Below are 15,124 nucleotides of genomic sequence, written 5' to 3'. Positions count from 1 at the left end.
ATTAAAGTAATAGTTTGCTTGCTAATCCCAGCAAGAGCAAAAATCCGAAAACATCTGTAAATGTTGTAATAATTATTGAAGAAGCAATGGCCGGATCTATTCCTACCCTTTTTAATACTAAGGGAATGCCTGCTCCGGTAACCCCCGCAATCAGTAGATTACCCGTCATAGCCAGGAAAATAACCACGCCAAGCAAGGGATTGCTATCGAAAAATATGGCGAAAAGAAATACAATTAATCCCGTAACCGCCCCATTGATCAATCCTACAGTGAATTCTTTGAGTACCGTCCGGTAAGCCTGGCTGTCGGTCAGGTCGTATAAGGAAATTCTTCTTACCGTAACCGCGAGTGCCTGTGTGGCGGCATTTCCACCCATTCCTGCAATGATAGTCATGTAAGCAGAAAGTACAGCGATTTTCTCAATGGTAGAGCCAAAATGACGAACCACGGCAGAAGCCAGAAATGCAGTGCCCAGGTTAATGATCAACCAGGGCAAACGGGATTTTACCGCTTCCACCCAGTTACCACTCAGTTCCTCATCCTCAGAAACCCCGGATATTTTCAGGATATCCTCCGTATTTTCATCCTCCATAACGTCGATCACGTCATCAAAGGTCACTCTTCCGAGTAATTTCATGTCGTTATCTACTACGGGAATACTCGTGATGTTGTATTGTGAGATCAGTCTGGCCACTTCTTCCTGATCGGTATCAGGGTGTACCCATGCCACTTCCGCCTTTACCAGCTCCGTGATGTGTACGTTTCCTTTTGCTTTGATGATGTCCTTTAAGGAAACGATTCCCTGAAACACATTGTCATCATCAATCACAAATATGGTATAGAATTCTTCGATCTCTTCACTCTGACGAATGATCTCATCGATCGCATCTTTTTTAGTTAAATTCAGGTTTACCCGGATGAACTCCGTGTTCATCAAACCACCCGCAGTCTTTTCGTGATAGCTTAACAGGTTCCGGATACTGGAGGCATCATCCTCACTTAAATCTTCTAAGATTTCCTTTTGCTCATGCTCTTCCAGCTGGGAAATGATGTCTGTTGCATCATCATAATCCAGCTCTTCTACGATCTCCGTCCGTTTATCAGGGTGAAGTTGTAACAGCAATTCCTCCGGGTGGGATTCTTCATGCATCTCCGAGATGACCTCGGAAGCAATCTCCACCGACAACAGGTTGATGATTCTTTGCCTGTCCTCACTCGTAATGCTTTCAAACAGGATCGCTATTTCTGAAGCATGGTATTCCTCAAGAATAACTTTAAGTTGTTCATCATCACTATTTAAGGCGTTCTTGATTTTAGATACGTCTGTTTTGTCCAGGTCGAAAGATTGCATGCGTAGCCAAAGTTACAATAATCACACTTATTTAAACCATCCTTTACGCCAGAAATATATGATTTGTACAACCGCAATTGCAGCCATGACGATCATCGTATACAAATAGCCATGCTCCTGATAGAGCTCCGGCATATTCTTTGGCAGTAATTTATGGGTTACAGGATCTTCGATTGCAAAGTTCATTCCATAAATCCCTGCGATAAAAGTGAGGGGAATAAATATGGAAGAAATGATCGTCAGCACTTTCATGATCTCGTTCATCCTGTTGCTGATGATGGAAAGATACATGTCTATATTACTGGCAGAGATCTCTTTTAAAGATTCGACAATGTCGATGATCTGGATACAATGGTCATAAGCATCGCGGATGTATATTTTCGTTTGATCCGGAATTAAATGGGTATCACTTCGCAGGATGTCGTTCAGCTTGTCGCGCTCCGGCCAGGCGACCCTCCTGATGTTGATCAGGTTTCTTTTGATCAGTTGTGTATCAAACATGACCGTCTTATCGGGTTTATCAAACAAACGGTCTTCAATATTATCCAGCTCATCGCCCCAGGCACCCAGGATTTCGAAATAGGTATCAATGATGATGTCCATCAGTGCATACATCAGGTAACTGCTTCCACCGGTCCGGATATTGCCCTTTCCGATCTTCAGGCGGGAACGCACCGGATCTAAGCAATCTTCATAGTGTTCCTGGAAGGTAAACAGTGCATTATCGGTCAGCAGAAAGGAATATTGCTGGTTATCCAGGTTCTGATTTTCATCCAGCTGCAGCATTCTGCTTACGGCAAAAACATGGTTGTCGTACTCCTCCTGCTTTGGCCGCTGATAAGTTCTGGTGATGTCTTCCAGAATTAGTTTATTGACTCCAAAGTCCCTGGTTAACGTCTCGAATAAGGTCAGGGATTTAAATCCTTTAATCTCCACCCAAAAGGTGTAATTCTTATCACTCAGGATTTGTTTAAGGTTACTGATGTCATTTAATTCATGAACCTTATAGCTTTCCGCATTGTATTGATAAAGATTGATGATCGGTTTTACGGCCTTCTCATCAATGTATATCATCCCCGGACTCGATCCGGCATGTGGTAAGGCGTAATGCTGACGTTTCTTCTTGTGCTTTGGAGGTTTGGCCATACTTTATATGTAATTTTTAGCTTGAGGACCCTGGTTAAACAACAAGTCTACAATGCTTAAGTTTGGTTTAAATCCTTCCCTGTCGTCAAAAACCTGGAAGTAAGGCTTGAACTCCCCTTCTGGTTTTTTAAACAAGGTTCTGCCACGGAAATCAAGCTCCGCAGGAATTTCATGGTATTCATTGGTCACTTCAAAGCTGGCGGTGGTCTTTAACTGCTTAAACAGCCATTGAAGCACCTCCAGGTTATAGTCGAAAAGAAAATCGAATTTCTGATGGTAAAATTTGGCAAACTCGTCTTCATAGTATTCAAAATAGGCAGAATTGCGGTAACAACTCTCCAGGCTTTTCCAGTGAAGTCTTTGCCAGTTAAAATCATTACTGATCTTTACGTCTTTAATTTTGGTATGAACCTTTGCTCCCCGTATCACCGGAACGATCAGGTCCAGGCTCCCGTTCGGGGAATAAATTGTGGCCCTGTTCCTGAAAGTCTGTTTCGGAAAATGCTCCTCTTTTTCCAGCAGGAACTCATTTCCGGAACGCTTTAATTCCTTGAAATAGCTGACTGGGGGAAGATAAAAAAGGGGAAATATAGCTAAACTTTGCATCTGATAAATTATGTTTGCATTCTTAATCCGCCAAAATAATGATAAAAAAAAGCTTTTCTTATATAGGAGTAGTTTTTTTAAGCTTTTTATCCCTTCTTCCCATGCAGCTGTTATACCTGATATCGGCCATGTGCTACTATGTCTTGTATTACGTGACGGGTTACAGAAGAGCGGTGGTGCGGGAAAACCTGATCAATTCCTTTCCTGAAAAGTCGGTTAAAGAGCTCATTATCATCGAAAAAGAGTTTTACAGATACCTTTCAGACCTCAGTGTAGAAATCATGAAAATGGCTTCTATCTCTGAAAAGGAGATCAAAAAACGACTTAAATTCACAAACCTTCACCTTATTGAGGCCCATTTTGAAAAAGGGGAAAGCGTTTTGGCCTGTACCGGGCATTATGGCAACTGGGAATGGGGAATGATGTCTTTGGGATTAAACCTTTCGGAGAAAGCCTATGTGATCTATAAGCCATTGAGTAATGGTATTTTTGACGATTGGTTTCTTAAAATACGCAGTAGATTTGGCAATACCGCAGTTCCCATGCGACAAACGCTGAGGGTACTGACGGCCGCCAAAGCAACGCCCAGCATATTTTGCTTTGCAGCGGACCAAAGTCCCGTGCATGGAGAATCACATTACTGGATTGATTTTCTAAACCAGGATACCCCGGCATTATTGGGATTGGAAAAAATCGCTTTGCAAACCAACAGACCGATATTTTATTTTAGACTGAAACATATTAAAAGAGGATGTTATGAAGTAGATTGTGTGCCCATCTGTCCGAAACCGGAAGAGACGGATCAATACGAAATTACGAACAGGCATTTCAAACTTTTAGAAGAGATTATTAAAGAGGAACCGTCATATTGGCTATGGAGCCATAGGCGATGGAAAAACAAACGACAACACGTATAATGACAGACGCAAGTGTAGCAGTAGTGATTTTGAATTGGAATGGAAAGAACCTGCTGGAGAAATTTTTACCCGGAGTAATCCTATCGGAATATCCGAATTTACAAATTGTAGTGGGCGACAATGCCTCTACAGATGATTCAGTAGCCTTTGTAAAGGCCAATTACCCGGGGATTCGCGTCATTGAGAACGATAAAAATTATGGTTTTGCCGAAGGATACCGCAAACTGCTGGAACAGGTAGAAGCAGATTATTATGTATTGTTAAATTCTGACGTTGAAGTGCCGGCAAACTGGATTTCGCCGGTGATCAGCATGATGGAAAAGGACGATCAAATTGCAGCTGCACAACCCAAAATAAAATGGCAAAAGGACAAATCTAAATTTGAATATGCCGGAGCGGCTGGTGGTTACCTCGACTTACATTGTTTTCCATTTTGTCGCGGGCGACTATTTGATACGGTCGAAGATGACCATGGGCAATATGATAATGAGAAGGAAATTTTCTGGGCAAGCGGCGCTGCCTTGTTTATCAAAAGCAAATGCTGGAAGGAAGCAGGTGGATTAGATCCGGACTTCTTTGCACATATGGAAGAAATCGATCTTTGCTGGCGACTAAAGAATCTCGGCTACAAAATCATGTATTGTCCGGATGCGGAGATTTACCATGTAGGCGGAGGAACTTTAAATGCAAACAATCCCTATAAAACCTATCTGAACTTCAGAAATAACCTGATCATTATGCAGAAGAACCTTCCTTTGGGGGATGCTTATTTCAGGATCTTCATTAGGTTTTTCATCGATTTTGTGGCCTTAATACATTTCCTGGTACAGGGGAAAGTAGATTTTGCCATGGCCGTGAGTAAGGCCCATTTCCATTTCTTCAAGTACTTCTCCGCAAATGCGAAGAAAAGAACAAACAGACAGCTCAATTATCAGGAGCACACCGGACATTATGCTTCCAGTATCGTCTATGCATATTTCATTAAGAAAATCAGATTTTTTAGCGGATTAGGAATATAATTAGTGGATTAAGGAGGTAAAGAGAAGGTATTGTTGGCTTATACAATACAGTTTGAATACAAAACTGTATTTCTTTATCATAAAAAAGCCCTCAAAAAGTCAGACACTTTTTGAGGGCTTTGCAACTTTTTAGCGGCATTGCAGATGATGCAACCTCTTTTTGCAATGACCAACTGATCCTGCTTGTCTGGCTTTTAAAGACCAGCTAGTTTTTCTTCTCCGGAACAAACAAGATCGCTCCACTCCTGTTGGCCACACTAACCATGGCCTTATAAATGTACTCACATACCAGTTTTTCTCCCGGGATATTGATCAGTTTCCGATCATCTTCAGGTGTATGGTATTGTGGATGCCCACCGGTATGGAAACCTAAAACAGAGATGTTCTTTTTGTAAAAAGAAACATGGTCTGAGCCTCCTACATCATAAGCGATAACGATTGGGTTGATGCCGACTTCCGGGCCGAGGCTTTTCATGAGCTCCATTCCCCCGTCAAAACTAGCCGCACCCCCCATATAGAGGTGCTTCTCACTATTCATCCGGCCAACCATGTCCATATTGATCATCAGTTTAATCTGCGATAATGGCACCAATGGGTGTTCCGTAAAATATTTTGAGCCCAGTAAACCTTGTTCTTCCGCGCCAAATGCAATGATCAGGATGCTGCGTTTCAGATTTTCTTTATTCGCTGCCAGTTTTTCGGCAATCTCCAGAAGTGCTGAGGTTCCACTCGCATTGTCGTCCGCACCATAATGAATGGCAGTGGTATCCGGTTTTTTGGAAGAAGCCCCGCCCATTCCCAGGTGGTCATAGTGTGCACCTATGACTATAAATTCGTTTTTTAACTGAGGGTCATTCCCTTCAATATAACCGATCACATTCTGAGTCTTCGCATAAGGTGTATCTGTTACCCCTTTTTTAACCCTTATTTTTGCGGTAAACCCCTGCAGGTATGATCCCTGATAAGGCTGGATCCCTGATTTTTTGAATTGTTTTGTCAGATAGCTGACTACCTTTCTGTTTTCTGCTGTTCCGGGGAAACGTCCCTTCATCTTTGGCGATGCCAGGAACCAGAGGTGTTCTTTAAGCTCTTTTTCCGTAATGTCGGCTTGCGCAAATGCGGATGCACTTATGGCGGAGCATAAGGCAAACAAAATAATTTTTCTCATGATCTCTTTAGCTTTTCAACAGACTTTCTATGGCTAAACGATATCCGTCAAGGCCAAACCCGGTTAATACACCCTTGCAGTTTTTACCGGTCAGTGATACATGTCTGTATTCTTCCCGGGCATAGATATTAGATACATGAACCTCTATTACAGGAGTATTGATGGCAGCAATGGCATCTGCAAGGGCTACAGAGGTATGGGTATACCCTCCGGCATTGATCACAATTCCATCATAGCTAAAACCTACTTCATGTAGTTTATTGATCAGCTCTCCTTCTACATTGCTTTGAAAATAATCGATTTCCAGGATGCTGTACATTGCTCTCAATTGTTCAATATACTCGTCAAAACCTAAACTTCCGTAGATTCCGGGCTCACGAATGCCTAAAAGGTTTAAATTTGGGCCATTAATAATTTGTATCTTCATTAGCTCAAACTTAGAGTTAAAAAGTTACAGTAGAAAATTTTTGTGTGATTAATAACCCTTACTTCCCTTCTTTTAAAGCGTATTTGAAACTGGAACGATCCCTTTCTTCAAATTCCATTGAGGCCTATATGAATGATGTTCAAAAGTTATTTCAATACTTTGAATCTATCAGCAAAACACCTCATGTTAAGGAGATTACTGCGGCCGACCTAAAGCTGTTCATCTCCTGGATTAATGAGTTGGGGATGTTACCTTCCACACAGGCAAGAGTCGTTTCAGGGATCAAATCTTTCTTTGACTTTCTGTTACTCGAACAGCTCATTACGGAAGATCCGGCTGCATTGCTGGAGACCCCGAGGTTGAGCAGAAAGCTTCCGGATGTGCTGAATATCGAAGAGATCAACGGATTAATCGCCGCCATAGATGCTGCAAAACCTGAAGGAATGAGAAATAAGGCAATTCTGGAAGTCCTTTACAGCTGTGGTCTGCGGGTAACAGAATTGATTAACCTCAGGATTTCGAATGTTTTTCCGGATGCAGAGTTTATCAAAGTGATTGGAAAAGGGAACAAAGAAAGGATTGTGCCCATTGGACAGTCGGCCCTGAAATACATCAAAATCTATCTGGAAGAAAGCAGGGTTCATGTTCCGGTTCAAAAAGGATATGAAGATTTTATCTTCTTAAACCGCCGTGGAAGCGGACTCTCCAGGATTTCAGTTTTTACACTGATCAAAGACCTTGCTTTAAAATCCGGATTAAAGAAAAGCATTAGCCCGCATACTTTCAGACATTCCTTTGCAACCCATTTGATTGAGGGCGGTGCAGATTTGAGGGCAGTACAGGAAATGCTTGGACATTCCAGCATTACCACCACAGAGATTTATACACATCTGGACCGCGATTACCTGAAAGGAATCATCACAGAATTTCATTCCAGAACTTAAATCATTATGAAGCTTAAATCATTCCAGAGCTTAAATGGTTAAATTTTAACCCCGCCCGAACCATCCTGTCTTTCCTTTGCCTACCTCACTCTGGAACTTAAATCATTTCAGACCTTAAAACATTGCCAGGCTTAAATCACCCCGGAGCTTAAATGGTTAAGTTTTAACCCCGCACGGATCATCCTGTCTTTCCCCTGCATATCCTTTCGTAATTCAATGGAAACAAAAGACTTATCTTTCAACATCTGAATCATTTCCTGAGCAAGATATTCATTGATCTCGAAGAACAGAGAGCCATTTTCCTTTAAGTTGCTTAACGCGAAATCAGCCACTGCCTCATAGAACAACAAGGGCCTTTCATCCGTAACAAACAAGGCCAGATGAGGTTCATGAGCAAGAACGTTCTGCTGCATTTCTGTCCGTTCCTTTTCCGTGATGTAAGGCGGATTGCTCACAATGATATCAAATTTGGTGTCGCTTTGAAAAGTTAAAATATCTGCAGAAACAAAGCTGACCTCCGCCTGATTAATCCCCGCATTTTCTGAAGCGATCCGGAGGGCCTCCTCAGAAATATCAACTGCCGTTACACTTGCATCTTTCAGGTGTTTCTTTAAACTGATGGCAATGCAGCCCGTCCCCGTTCCAAAGTCAATCACTGAGGGTGCCGGCCTTTTCTCTTCCAGGATCCAGTCTACCAGCTCCTCTGTTTCGGGTCTTGGAATCAGCACCGCTTCATTTACCTTAAAGACCGAACCATAAAAAAAGGCCTCCCCAAGGAGGTATTGAATCGGTTTATGTGTCTTTAATCCTTCTAAAATAGTTAAGAATGAAGTTAGTTTTTCCGGCTCCGGTTCTTTTTCCCAGTTTAACATCAGCTGGCTTCTCCTGAGTTGTAACAAGTGTTCTACGCTGATGAAAAAAATCGACTTAACTTCCTCTTCCTCATAAACATCCTTCAATTCTTCCTTAAAATGATGTAATAACTGGCTTAAATTCATGCATTGCAAAAGTAAGTAAATCGAACAATATACCTTACTTTTGCTTCAATGACCGACGAATTATATATGCAAAGATGCCTGGAGCTGGCTAGCCTGGGAATGGGAAATGTAAGCCCTAACCCGATGGTTGGTTGTGTCATCGTAAGCGAAGGGAAAATTATAGGTGAAGGATATCATGAGAAAATTGGGGAGGCACATGCCGAAGTCAATGCTGTAAAAGCAGTATTTGACAAGTATGGAGCCGAATCAGCTGCGCTATTGCTAAAAAATGCGACGGCTTACGTCTCTTTGGAGCCCTGTGCCCATTTTGGCAAGACCCCTCCTTGTGCCGACCTCCTGATCAGGCATCAGCTGAAGCGCGTCGTTATCGGAAACCGGGACCCCTTTGAAGCCGTGGACGGGAAAGGAATTGAGAAATTAAAAAATGCAGGAATTGAAGTCAGTTCCGGTATCCTTGAAAAGGAATCTTCCTGGTTAAACCGTCGTTTTTTCACCAGAATTCTTCAAAAAAGACCTTATATCATCCTGAAATGGGCCAGAACTGCCAATGGCTTTTTTGCACCTGTTGGTGATGAACAGCGCTGGATCAGTCGTCCGCTTGCCAAACGGCTGGTCCATAAATGGAGAACAGAAGAAGATGCCGTGCTGGTTGGAAAAAGAACCGCGCTTGTAGATAACCCTCAGCTCAATGCCCGGGAATGGCCAGGCAGAAACCCGATCCGCTTGTTAATAGACCGAAATCTGGAAATTCCATCCGAACACTATCTTTACAACAACGAAGCTAAGACTATAATATTCAATGAAATAAAAACGGACGTCGTAGACAATATCCACTTCGTTCAAATGGAAGACATGCAGTATTATCTGCCTCAAAAAATCGCTTTTCAATTGTACCTGATGGACATTCAATCTGTGATTATAGATGGAGGAGCTCAGCTTCTTAATCAGTTTATTACTGCCGGATTATGGGACGAGGCCAGGGTCTTTACCTCCGCTGTTTCCTGGGCGGATGGCATGTTGTCCCCACAAATCAATGGAATGATCACCGAAGTACAGCAAATTGGAAAAGACCAGCTGAGCATTTATCAAAATAAGCGTTAAATATGATCTATTTAATCATCAGCATCTGTTGCAGCGTTACCGTTGCCGTATTGTTAAAACTTGCCCGCAGGTATAAGATAAATGTTCTTCAGGCCGTGACCTGGAACTACCTGTTTGCCATCGGAATGAGCTGTTTCTTTTTCAAACCTTCTTTAAAAGAGATCGCAGGTGCTTCATTCTCCCCTGTTTACCTGGGGCTTGGTATTTTACTACCGGTAGTTTTCTGGTTTCTTGCCGCATCGGTCAGAAATATTGGAATTGTAAAAACGGATATTGCACAGCGTTTATCCTTGTTTATTTCTATTCTTGCCGCTTATTTTCTGTTTGGAGATCATTTCAATACCCTAAAGGTTCTGGGCTTAATTGTTGGATTTCTGGCCATTATCCTCACCTTGTACCGCAAAAGCAAATCCTCTGCAAACGCAGGCAGCTGGATCTATCCTTTATTGGTGTTTGTGGGTTTTGGCGCGATAGATATCCTCTTTAAACAGGTTTCTCAATTGAAAGAAATCCCCTATACCAGCTCACTGATCCTGATATTCGGCCTTTCATTTGTCATTTCCCTGATCGCCATTCTCTATCTTTCTGCAGTTAAAAAACAGAAATTGCAATTGGTTAACTTTCTTTGCGGTTGTATCCTTGGTTTTTTCAACTTTGGAAACATTCTCTTTTACCTGAAAGCCCACCAGGCTATGGCCAAGAGCCCATCTACTGTATTTGCCGCAATGAACATTGGGGTGATCATTTTAGGAAGCCTGATCGGCATTCTCATTTTTAAAGAAAAAATGAATAAGTACAATTATGCAGGTCTGGCACTTGCGTTATTGGCCATCATTTTAATACGACTATCCCAGATATATGCTTTTTGACGATACCTACAAAACCATCACCAGTCCGTCCGAGGGGCTTTTTAAAGACCGTGGAAGTAAATTCATTGCCTTTGCTTACCCAATCCGGTCAGAAGATGAAGTAAAAGCGCTCCTTGCCAACCTTCGCTCAGAACATGGAAAAGCAAGGCATTTTTGCTGGGCTTTACGCCTCAGCCCGGACCGTGGGGTTTTTAGAATTCAGGACGATGGAGAACCTTCCGGAACTGCAGGGAGACCCATTTTAAACGCTCTGCTCTCTGCCGATGTCACCAATATCCTTGTCGTTGTGGTCCGTTATTTTGGCGGAACCTTGCTCGGTGTACCGGGTTTAATCAATGCCTATAAAACTGCCGCAGTGGAAGCCATCCAGGCTGCCGAAGTGGTGGAACGAACGGTGAATGACATTTATGAGCTTACTTTTGACTACCTGATGATGAATGATGTGATGCGTCTTTTCAAGGAAGAACAGCTGACTATCTTAGCTCAGGATTTTGACAATTCCTGTAAGATCAGATTTGAAGTCCGGAAAGCCAGTCTGAATGTCGTTTTAGGTAAGCTGGAAAAGATCGAAGGGATTAAGGTCACTTACCTTTTTACTTCCTGATAAAATTACTTCCTGATAAAAGCGACCGTCATCTGCTGATCAGAAATTTTTTATTTGCGATCATTGTATAGGTAAACTCCGGGTTGTTTCATACGTTTGTGAGATCAATCTCCAAATTATGGGAAATAAATTATCTGAAGCAGATTTAATCATCAATCAGGACGGTACCATTTACCACCTGAACTTATTACCGGAAGACCTTGCCCATACGGTGATTACCGTAGGCGATCCCGACCGGGTTTCTGAAATATCCAAACATTTTGACCGCATAGAACTTAAAAAGGGAAAGCGGGAATTCCTGACCCATACCGGTTATCTTGGTCAGAAGCGGATTACCGTGATCTCCACAGGCATTGGGACAGACAATATCGACATCGTCTTTAATGAACTCGATGCCCTGGTAAATGTTGATTTTGAAACCAGGGAAGTTAAAAAAGAGCTGGTATCTTTAGACATTATCCGGATAGGAACCTCTGGCGCAATCCAATCAGACTTACCGATGGGCACCATCCTCGCCTCTTCTTTCGGACTAGGACTGGATGCGCTAATGAAATATTACATCCATGAATTGTCTGTCGACGAGCGTCCGATTCTGGAAGCGTTCCATTCTCATGCCTCCCATATCAAGGGGATTTACCCTTACCTGACTGCTGCTGACCCTGGTTTATTAAACCGGATCGGAGGAGAAATGGTACAGGGAATCACCGTTACTGCTCCGGGATTTTATGCCCCTCAAGGCAGACAGGTCCGTGCAAAAAATGCAATTCCTAATTTTATCCAACTGCTGAATACTTTCCAGCACGGTAAATACAGAATTACCAACCTGGAGATGGAAACCGCTGGTATTTATGCACTTGCAAAAGCATTGGGCCATAAAGCCCTTTCTGTGAATGCCATCCTCGCCAGCAGGGTAAATTTTGAATTTAGTAAAACACCGGATCAGGTGGTGGATAAAGCCATCCGCATGGTTCTGGATAAATTGAGCTAAATCCTTGTTCCGGTAACGATTTGTGTTTGAGTGATTTTCAGAATTTTCAAACAAAACGTTGCCCATCGTGTTGATTTGGTAATATAGAACGAAGAATTATGTTTGGAATATTAAAGAATAAATTAGGGATTATAGCGGCAAAATCATTGTTAAGTGCATACGATACGGAAGAATTAGACGCGGGCAAAAGAATAGTTTCTATTATAGCAGGTGCCTATATCTTTCAAAGAGGGATCAGGGCCATTTCAAAACACCCTTTTATTGGCATACAAGAGACTTTATTAGGAGGAATATTATTGTATAACGGTGCGGTAGGCATCAATAAAAAGATCATTAGAAAACCGACAGATCTTGCTGACATCAGGAGGAATCAAATTCAGGGGAACGATCCGGACAGTGCAGTTCCGGCCTTTGTTTAGGTATGAGATAAGGCCGGAGGACCCGGCCGTATCAAACCTAAATTTTATACGACAAACGCTTTGTCTATGAGCGATTATTGATCGTAGACTAAATATCCGTATTATTTTTATAAAAACCATAAAACCTGCTAAAATTTTTAACTGATTTTAGCAGGTTTTATGGATTTATTCCTATTAGTTGTAAAATACTCCTTTTCAGCAGATTAATTTCACATTAATTTGAAAATTTAACAGGTTTAGAAGACATATAGAACATTAATTTTCCTCCTTTTACAATTTCCTGATGTTTAATGCTATTTTCTGTCAAAACTTTTCCATTTAAGAGCACTTTTTGCACATAAACATTTTTATCGCTCTGATTAACCGCTTCGATACTGAAAGTTTTCCCTCCTTCCAGCGTTAAGCTGGCGGATTTAACGGCCGGACTACCTAAAGCATACTCATCCGAACCTGGTGAAACCGGGTAAAAACCCAAAGAAGAAAACATATACCAGGCACTCATCTGACCACAATCGTCATTTCCTCCCAACCCGTCGGGCGTCGGTTTATACTGCATTTTTAAAATCATTCTCACCCTTTCCTGCGTTTTCCAGGGCTGACCAGCCCAGTTGTACAAATACGCCACATGGTGAGCCGGCTCGTTTCCATGAACATAACCGCCAATAATCCCTTCTCTGGTAATGTCTTCGGTATCGGCAAAAAACTCATCCGGAAGGTGCATGTTAAACAGGCTGTCTATACGCGCAGCAAATCTCTTCTTCCCGCCCATGGCAGTCATTAAGGATTCCGGATCATGTGGTACAAAAAAGCTGTAATTCCAGGTATTCCCTTCTATAAATCCCTGTCCGTGGGTACTCAGCACATCAAACTCCTTTTTGAAAGTACCATCCGCAAGTCTCGGGCGCATAAAGCCAATACTTTTATCGTATACATTTTTCCAGTTTTGGGAGCGTTTCAAAAACGTTTCATAAATTTCCGGCTTGCCCAGTTTTTTAGCGATCTGCGCGATACACCAATCGTCGTATGCATACTCCAGCGTATTGGAAACAGAAGTTCCGCTGCTTTCTGCAGGAATGTATCCCATGTCAATGTATTTTCCTATCCCCTCATAATTGCGGTGATTAGCGGTCGTGATACAGGCCTCCAGCGCTTTGCCGGCATCACCATTGTATACCCCTTTAACAATCGCATCGGCAAGGACAGATACACTGTGGTATCCGCTCATGCACCAGTTGTCGTTGGCATAATGCGACCAGATCGGCAACATCTTCAATGCACTCTGGTCGTAATGGGCCATCATGGACTTCACCATATCGTTATTTCTGGATGGCTGGATGAGGTTAAAGAAAGGATGTAAAGCCCGGTAGGTATCCCAAAGCGAGAAAGTCGTGTAATTGGTAAAACCTTCCGCCTGATGTACATTCTGGTCCAGCCCTTTATATTGCCCGTTTACGTCTCCATAAGTGGTTGGGTTGATAAAAGCATGGTACATTGCCGTATAAAAGTTTACCTTATCATCTTCTGAAGCATTGATGTTGATCTTGTTCAGTTCTTTGTTCCATTCTTCCTGCGCCTGGGTTTTCACCTGGTCAAAATTCCATCCCGGGATCTCTGTACGCATATTTTCCAGCGCATTGTCCTGACTTACCGGAGATAATGCAAATTTTACTTCGACCTGCTCCTGCTCATCCGTGTCAAAATCAAAATGCATTCTGATCCTTCGTCCGGCAATTTCCGGGAAGTTGTTGTTCTGGTCGAATTTCCTCCAGAAGCCACCATATACCTGTTTCTTATCAAAGTTTTTCTGTCCGTAGTTTTTGAAAGGCTTTGAAAAAGACATCGCAAAAAAGACTGTTCTTGTTCTCGCCCATCCATTGGTTTGGCGGTATCCGGTAATCAGGCTGTCGTTCACCACCCGTACATACGTCCAAACCGTTTTTTCGTCGTAATTGTAGATGCCCGACATCAGGTCGAGGATGATGTGCGATTCCGCTGATTTTGGAAAAGTATAGCGGTGCATCCCTACCCTTTTGCTCGCCGTTAATTCGGCCTGAATCTGATGGTCATCCAGTTTTACTTTATAATATCCGGCTTCTGCGGTTTCATTTTGATGAGAAAAAGCAGAGCGAAAGCCACTTTTAGGAACATCAGCTGTTCCCGGGTTCATTTGTAATGCCCCTTGTGTGGGCATGATCAGGAAATCTCCGAGATCGGAATGTCCCGTACCACTGAAATGCGTATGGCTAAAGCCGACAATCGTCTTGTCTTCATATTTATATCCTGCGCAATATTTATACACATCGCCATTGTACTTCCCATTGAACTCATAGGAAAGCGTGTCTGTATCCGGACTCAGCTGCACCGACCCAAAAGGAACAGTTGCACCGGGATAAGTATGGCCCATCTTCTGGGTGCCAATGATCGGTTTTACATACTTTACCAGGGCCTGTTGTGCCTGAATGGAAAGTGCGGGAAACAGTAAACAAAACAATAAAGCTTTCTTCATTTTCTGATTTGAAATTTTTTATGATAAACCTAAGGTATAAATAATCTGTAAAGAATTAGCT

At 42.4% G+C, this 15,124-nt stretch carries 15 protein-coding genes; 8 read left to right on the top strand and 7 right to left on the bottom strand.

All coding sequences use genetic code 11. The features are described from left to right. Position 1: 1 nt before the first annotated feature. From mgtE to BLQ87_RS21965, 3 genes are read right to left on the bottom strand one after another with little or no spacing between them, the layout of a single operon-like run. Positions 2-1,351, bottom strand: a complete 1,350-nt coding sequence (gene mgtE, locus BLQ87_RS21975) for a magnesium transporter (protein WP_074611073.1) — start codon at positions 1,349-1,351, stop codon at positions 2-4. 27 nt (positions 1,352-1,378) lie between these two features. Next, positions 1,379-2,497, bottom strand: coding sequence for a magnesium/cobalt transporter CorA (gene corA / locus BLQ87_RS21970; protein WP_074611072.1), 1,119 nt, complete (start codon positions 2,495-2,497; stop codon positions 1,379-1,381). 3 nt (positions 2,498-2,500) lie between these two features. Beyond that, the gene (locus BLQ87_RS21965; RefSeq protein WP_074611071.1) at positions 2,501-3,103 is read right to left on the bottom strand and encodes a WbqC family protein; all 603 of its coding nucleotides are present in this window, start codon (positions 3,101-3,103) and stop codon (positions 2,501-2,503) included. 38 nt (positions 3,104-3,141) lie between these two features. Between BLQ87_RS21965 and BLQ87_RS21960 the strand changes: the two genes are divergently transcribed. Both BLQ87_RS21960 and BLQ87_RS21955 read left to right on the top strand, forming a co-directional pair. After that, positions 3,142-4,020, top strand: a complete 879-nt coding sequence (locus BLQ87_RS21960) for a lysophospholipid acyltransferase family protein (protein WP_074611070.1) — start codon at positions 3,142-3,144, stop codon at positions 4,018-4,020. Continuing rightward, positions 4,020-5,039, top strand: coding sequence for a glycosyltransferase family 2 protein (locus BLQ87_RS21955; protein WP_074611239.1), 1,020 nt, complete (start codon positions 4,020-4,022; stop codon positions 5,037-5,039). Before BLQ87_RS21960 ends, BLQ87_RS21955 begins: the two co-directional genes overlap by 1 nt. A 205-nt stretch (positions 5,040-5,244) precedes the next feature. Here the strand turns inward: BLQ87_RS21955 and BLQ87_RS21950 are convergent, their stop codons facing one another. Together BLQ87_RS21950 and aroQ are read right to left on the bottom strand one after the other, a co-directional pair. Further along, a complete protein-coding gene (locus BLQ87_RS21950; protein WP_074611069.1) occupies positions 5,245-6,207 on the bottom strand; it encodes a M20/M25/M40 family metallo-hydrolase in 963 nt (320 codons plus the stop codon). Between the two features lie 7 nt (positions 6,208-6,214). Beyond that, positions 6,215-6,634 (bottom strand): type II 3-dehydroquinate dehydratase, encoded by a 420-nt coding sequence (gene aroQ, locus BLQ87_RS21945; protein ID WP_074611068.1) that lies wholly within the window; start codon positions 6,632-6,634, stop codon positions 6,215-6,217. Between the two features lie 44 nt (positions 6,635-6,678). Here aroQ and xerD point away from each other — a divergent pair, with 44 nt between their 5' ends. Beyond that, positions 6,679-7,578 (top strand): site-specific tyrosine recombinase XerD, encoded by a 900-nt coding sequence (gene xerD, locus BLQ87_RS21940; protein ID WP_083361997.1) that lies wholly within the window; start codon positions 6,679-6,681, stop codon positions 7,576-7,578. Between the two features lie 131 nt (positions 7,579-7,709). Here the strand turns inward: xerD and prmC are convergent, their stop codons facing one another. Next, positions 7,710-8,576: a peptide chain release factor N(5)-glutamine methyltransferase gene (gene prmC, locus BLQ87_RS21935; protein WP_074611067.1), complete on the bottom strand. Its 867-nt coding sequence runs from the start codon at positions 8,574-8,576 to the stop codon at positions 7,710-7,712. A gap of 48 nt (positions 8,577-8,624) precedes the next feature. Between prmC and ribD the strand changes: the two genes are divergently transcribed. The 5 genes from ribD (at position 8,625) to BLQ87_RS21910 (ending at position 12,557) form a co-directional block, all read left to right on the top strand. Further along, complete coding sequence (gene ribD / locus BLQ87_RS21930; protein ID WP_074611066.1) at positions 8,625-9,677, top strand: bifunctional diaminohydroxyphosphoribosylaminopyrimidine deaminase/5-amino-6-(5-phosphoribosylamino)uracil reductase RibD; 1,053 nt, start codon at positions 8,625-8,627, stop codon at positions 9,675-9,677. Positions 9,678-9,679: 2 nt separating this feature from the next. Next, positions 9,680-10,546, top strand: coding sequence for an EamA family transporter (locus BLQ87_RS21925; protein WP_074611065.1), 867 nt, complete (start codon positions 9,680-9,682; stop codon positions 10,544-10,546). Then, positions 10,536-11,150, top strand: a complete 615-nt coding sequence (locus BLQ87_RS21920; RefSeq protein ID WP_074611064.1) for an IMPACT family protein — start codon at positions 10,536-10,538, stop codon at positions 11,148-11,150. The genes BLQ87_RS21925 and BLQ87_RS21920 overlap by 11 nt, the downstream gene beginning before the upstream one ends. 118 nt (positions 11,151-11,268) lie before the next feature. Further along, positions 11,269-12,138 carry a nucleoside phosphorylase gene (locus tag BLQ87_RS21915; protein WP_074611063.1) on the top strand — a complete coding sequence of 290 codons (870 nt, stop codon included), beginning with the start codon at positions 11,269-11,271 and terminating at the stop codon, positions 12,136-12,138. A 98-nt stretch (positions 12,139-12,236) separates the two neighbouring features. Beyond that, positions 12,237-12,557 (top strand): hypothetical protein, encoded by a 321-nt coding sequence (locus BLQ87_RS21910; protein WP_074611062.1) that lies wholly within the window; start codon positions 12,237-12,239, stop codon positions 12,555-12,557. A gap of 214 nt (positions 12,558-12,771) precedes the next feature. On the opposite strand, the gene BLQ87_RS21905 is transcribed toward BLQ87_RS21910, so the two are convergent. Beyond that, complete coding sequence (locus BLQ87_RS21905) at positions 12,772-15,063, bottom strand: GH92 family glycosyl hydrolase (RefSeq protein ID WP_074611061.1); 2,292 nt, start codon at positions 15,061-15,063, stop codon at positions 12,772-12,774. Between the last annotated feature and the right edge of the window lie 61 nt (positions 15,064-15,124).

This window comes from Pedobacter steynii, assembly GCF_900103665.1.
GTDB lineage: Bacteria > Bacteroidota > Bacteroidia > Sphingobacteriales > Sphingobacteriaceae > Pedobacter > Pedobacter steynii.
Note: the sequence above shows the minus strand (reverse complement) of the source record. Positions and strands in the feature narration are given on the sequence as shown.

Excerpts from the sequence above, each read along its gene's own strand:
- BLQ87_RS21910 (WP_074611062.1), top strand. The coding sequence starts at position 12,237 with ATGTTTGGAATATTAAAGAATAAATTAGGGATTATAGCGGCAAAATCA.
- BLQ87_RS21925 (WP_074611065.1), top strand. The coding sequence starts at position 9,680 with ATGATCTATTTAATCATCAGCATCTGTTGCAGCGTTACCGTTGCCGTA.
- aroQ (WP_074611068.1), bottom strand. The coding sequence starts at position 6,634 with ATGAAGATACAAATTATTAATGGCCCAAATTTAAACCTTTTAGGCATT.
- BLQ87_RS21950 (WP_074611069.1), bottom strand. The coding sequence starts at position 6,207 with ATGAGAAAAATTATTTTGTTTGCCTTATGCTCCGCCATAAGTGCATCC.
- BLQ87_RS21915 (WP_074611063.1), top strand. The coding sequence starts at position 11,269 with ATGGGAAATAAATTATCTGAAGCAGATTTAATCATCAATCAGGACGGT.
- corA (WP_074611072.1), bottom strand. The coding sequence starts at position 2,497 with ATGGCCAAACCTCCAAAGCACAAGAAGAAACGTCAGCATTACGCCTTA.
- ribD (WP_074611066.1), top strand. The coding sequence starts at position 8,625 with ATGACCGACGAATTATATATGCAAAGATGCCTGGAGCTGGCTAGCCTG.
- BLQ87_RS21920 (WP_074611064.1), top strand. The coding sequence starts at position 10,536 with ATGCTTTTTGACGATACCTACAAAACCATCACCAGTCCGTCCGAGGGG.
- BLQ87_RS21905 (WP_074611061.1), bottom strand. The coding sequence starts at position 15,063 with ATGAAGAAAGCTTTATTGTTTTGTTTACTGTTTCCCGCACTTTCCATT.
- BLQ87_RS21955 (WP_074611239.1), top strand. The coding sequence starts at position 4,020 with ATGACAGACGCAAGTGTAGCAGTAGTGATTTTGAATTGGAATGGAAAG.
- BLQ87_RS21965 (WP_074611071.1), bottom strand. The coding sequence starts at position 3,103 with ATGCAAAGTTTAGCTATATTTCCCCTTTTTTATCTTCCCCCAGTCAGC.
- mgtE (WP_074611073.1), bottom strand. The coding sequence starts at position 1,351 with ATGCAATCTTTCGACCTGGACAAAACAGACGTATCTAAAATCAAGAAC.
- prmC (WP_074611067.1), bottom strand. The coding sequence starts at position 8,576 with ATGAATTTAAGCCAGTTATTACATCATTTTAAGGAAGAATTGAAGGAT.
- BLQ87_RS21960 (WP_074611070.1), top strand. The coding sequence starts at position 3,142 with ATGATAAAAAAAAGCTTTTCTTATATAGGAGTAGTTTTTTTAAGCTTT.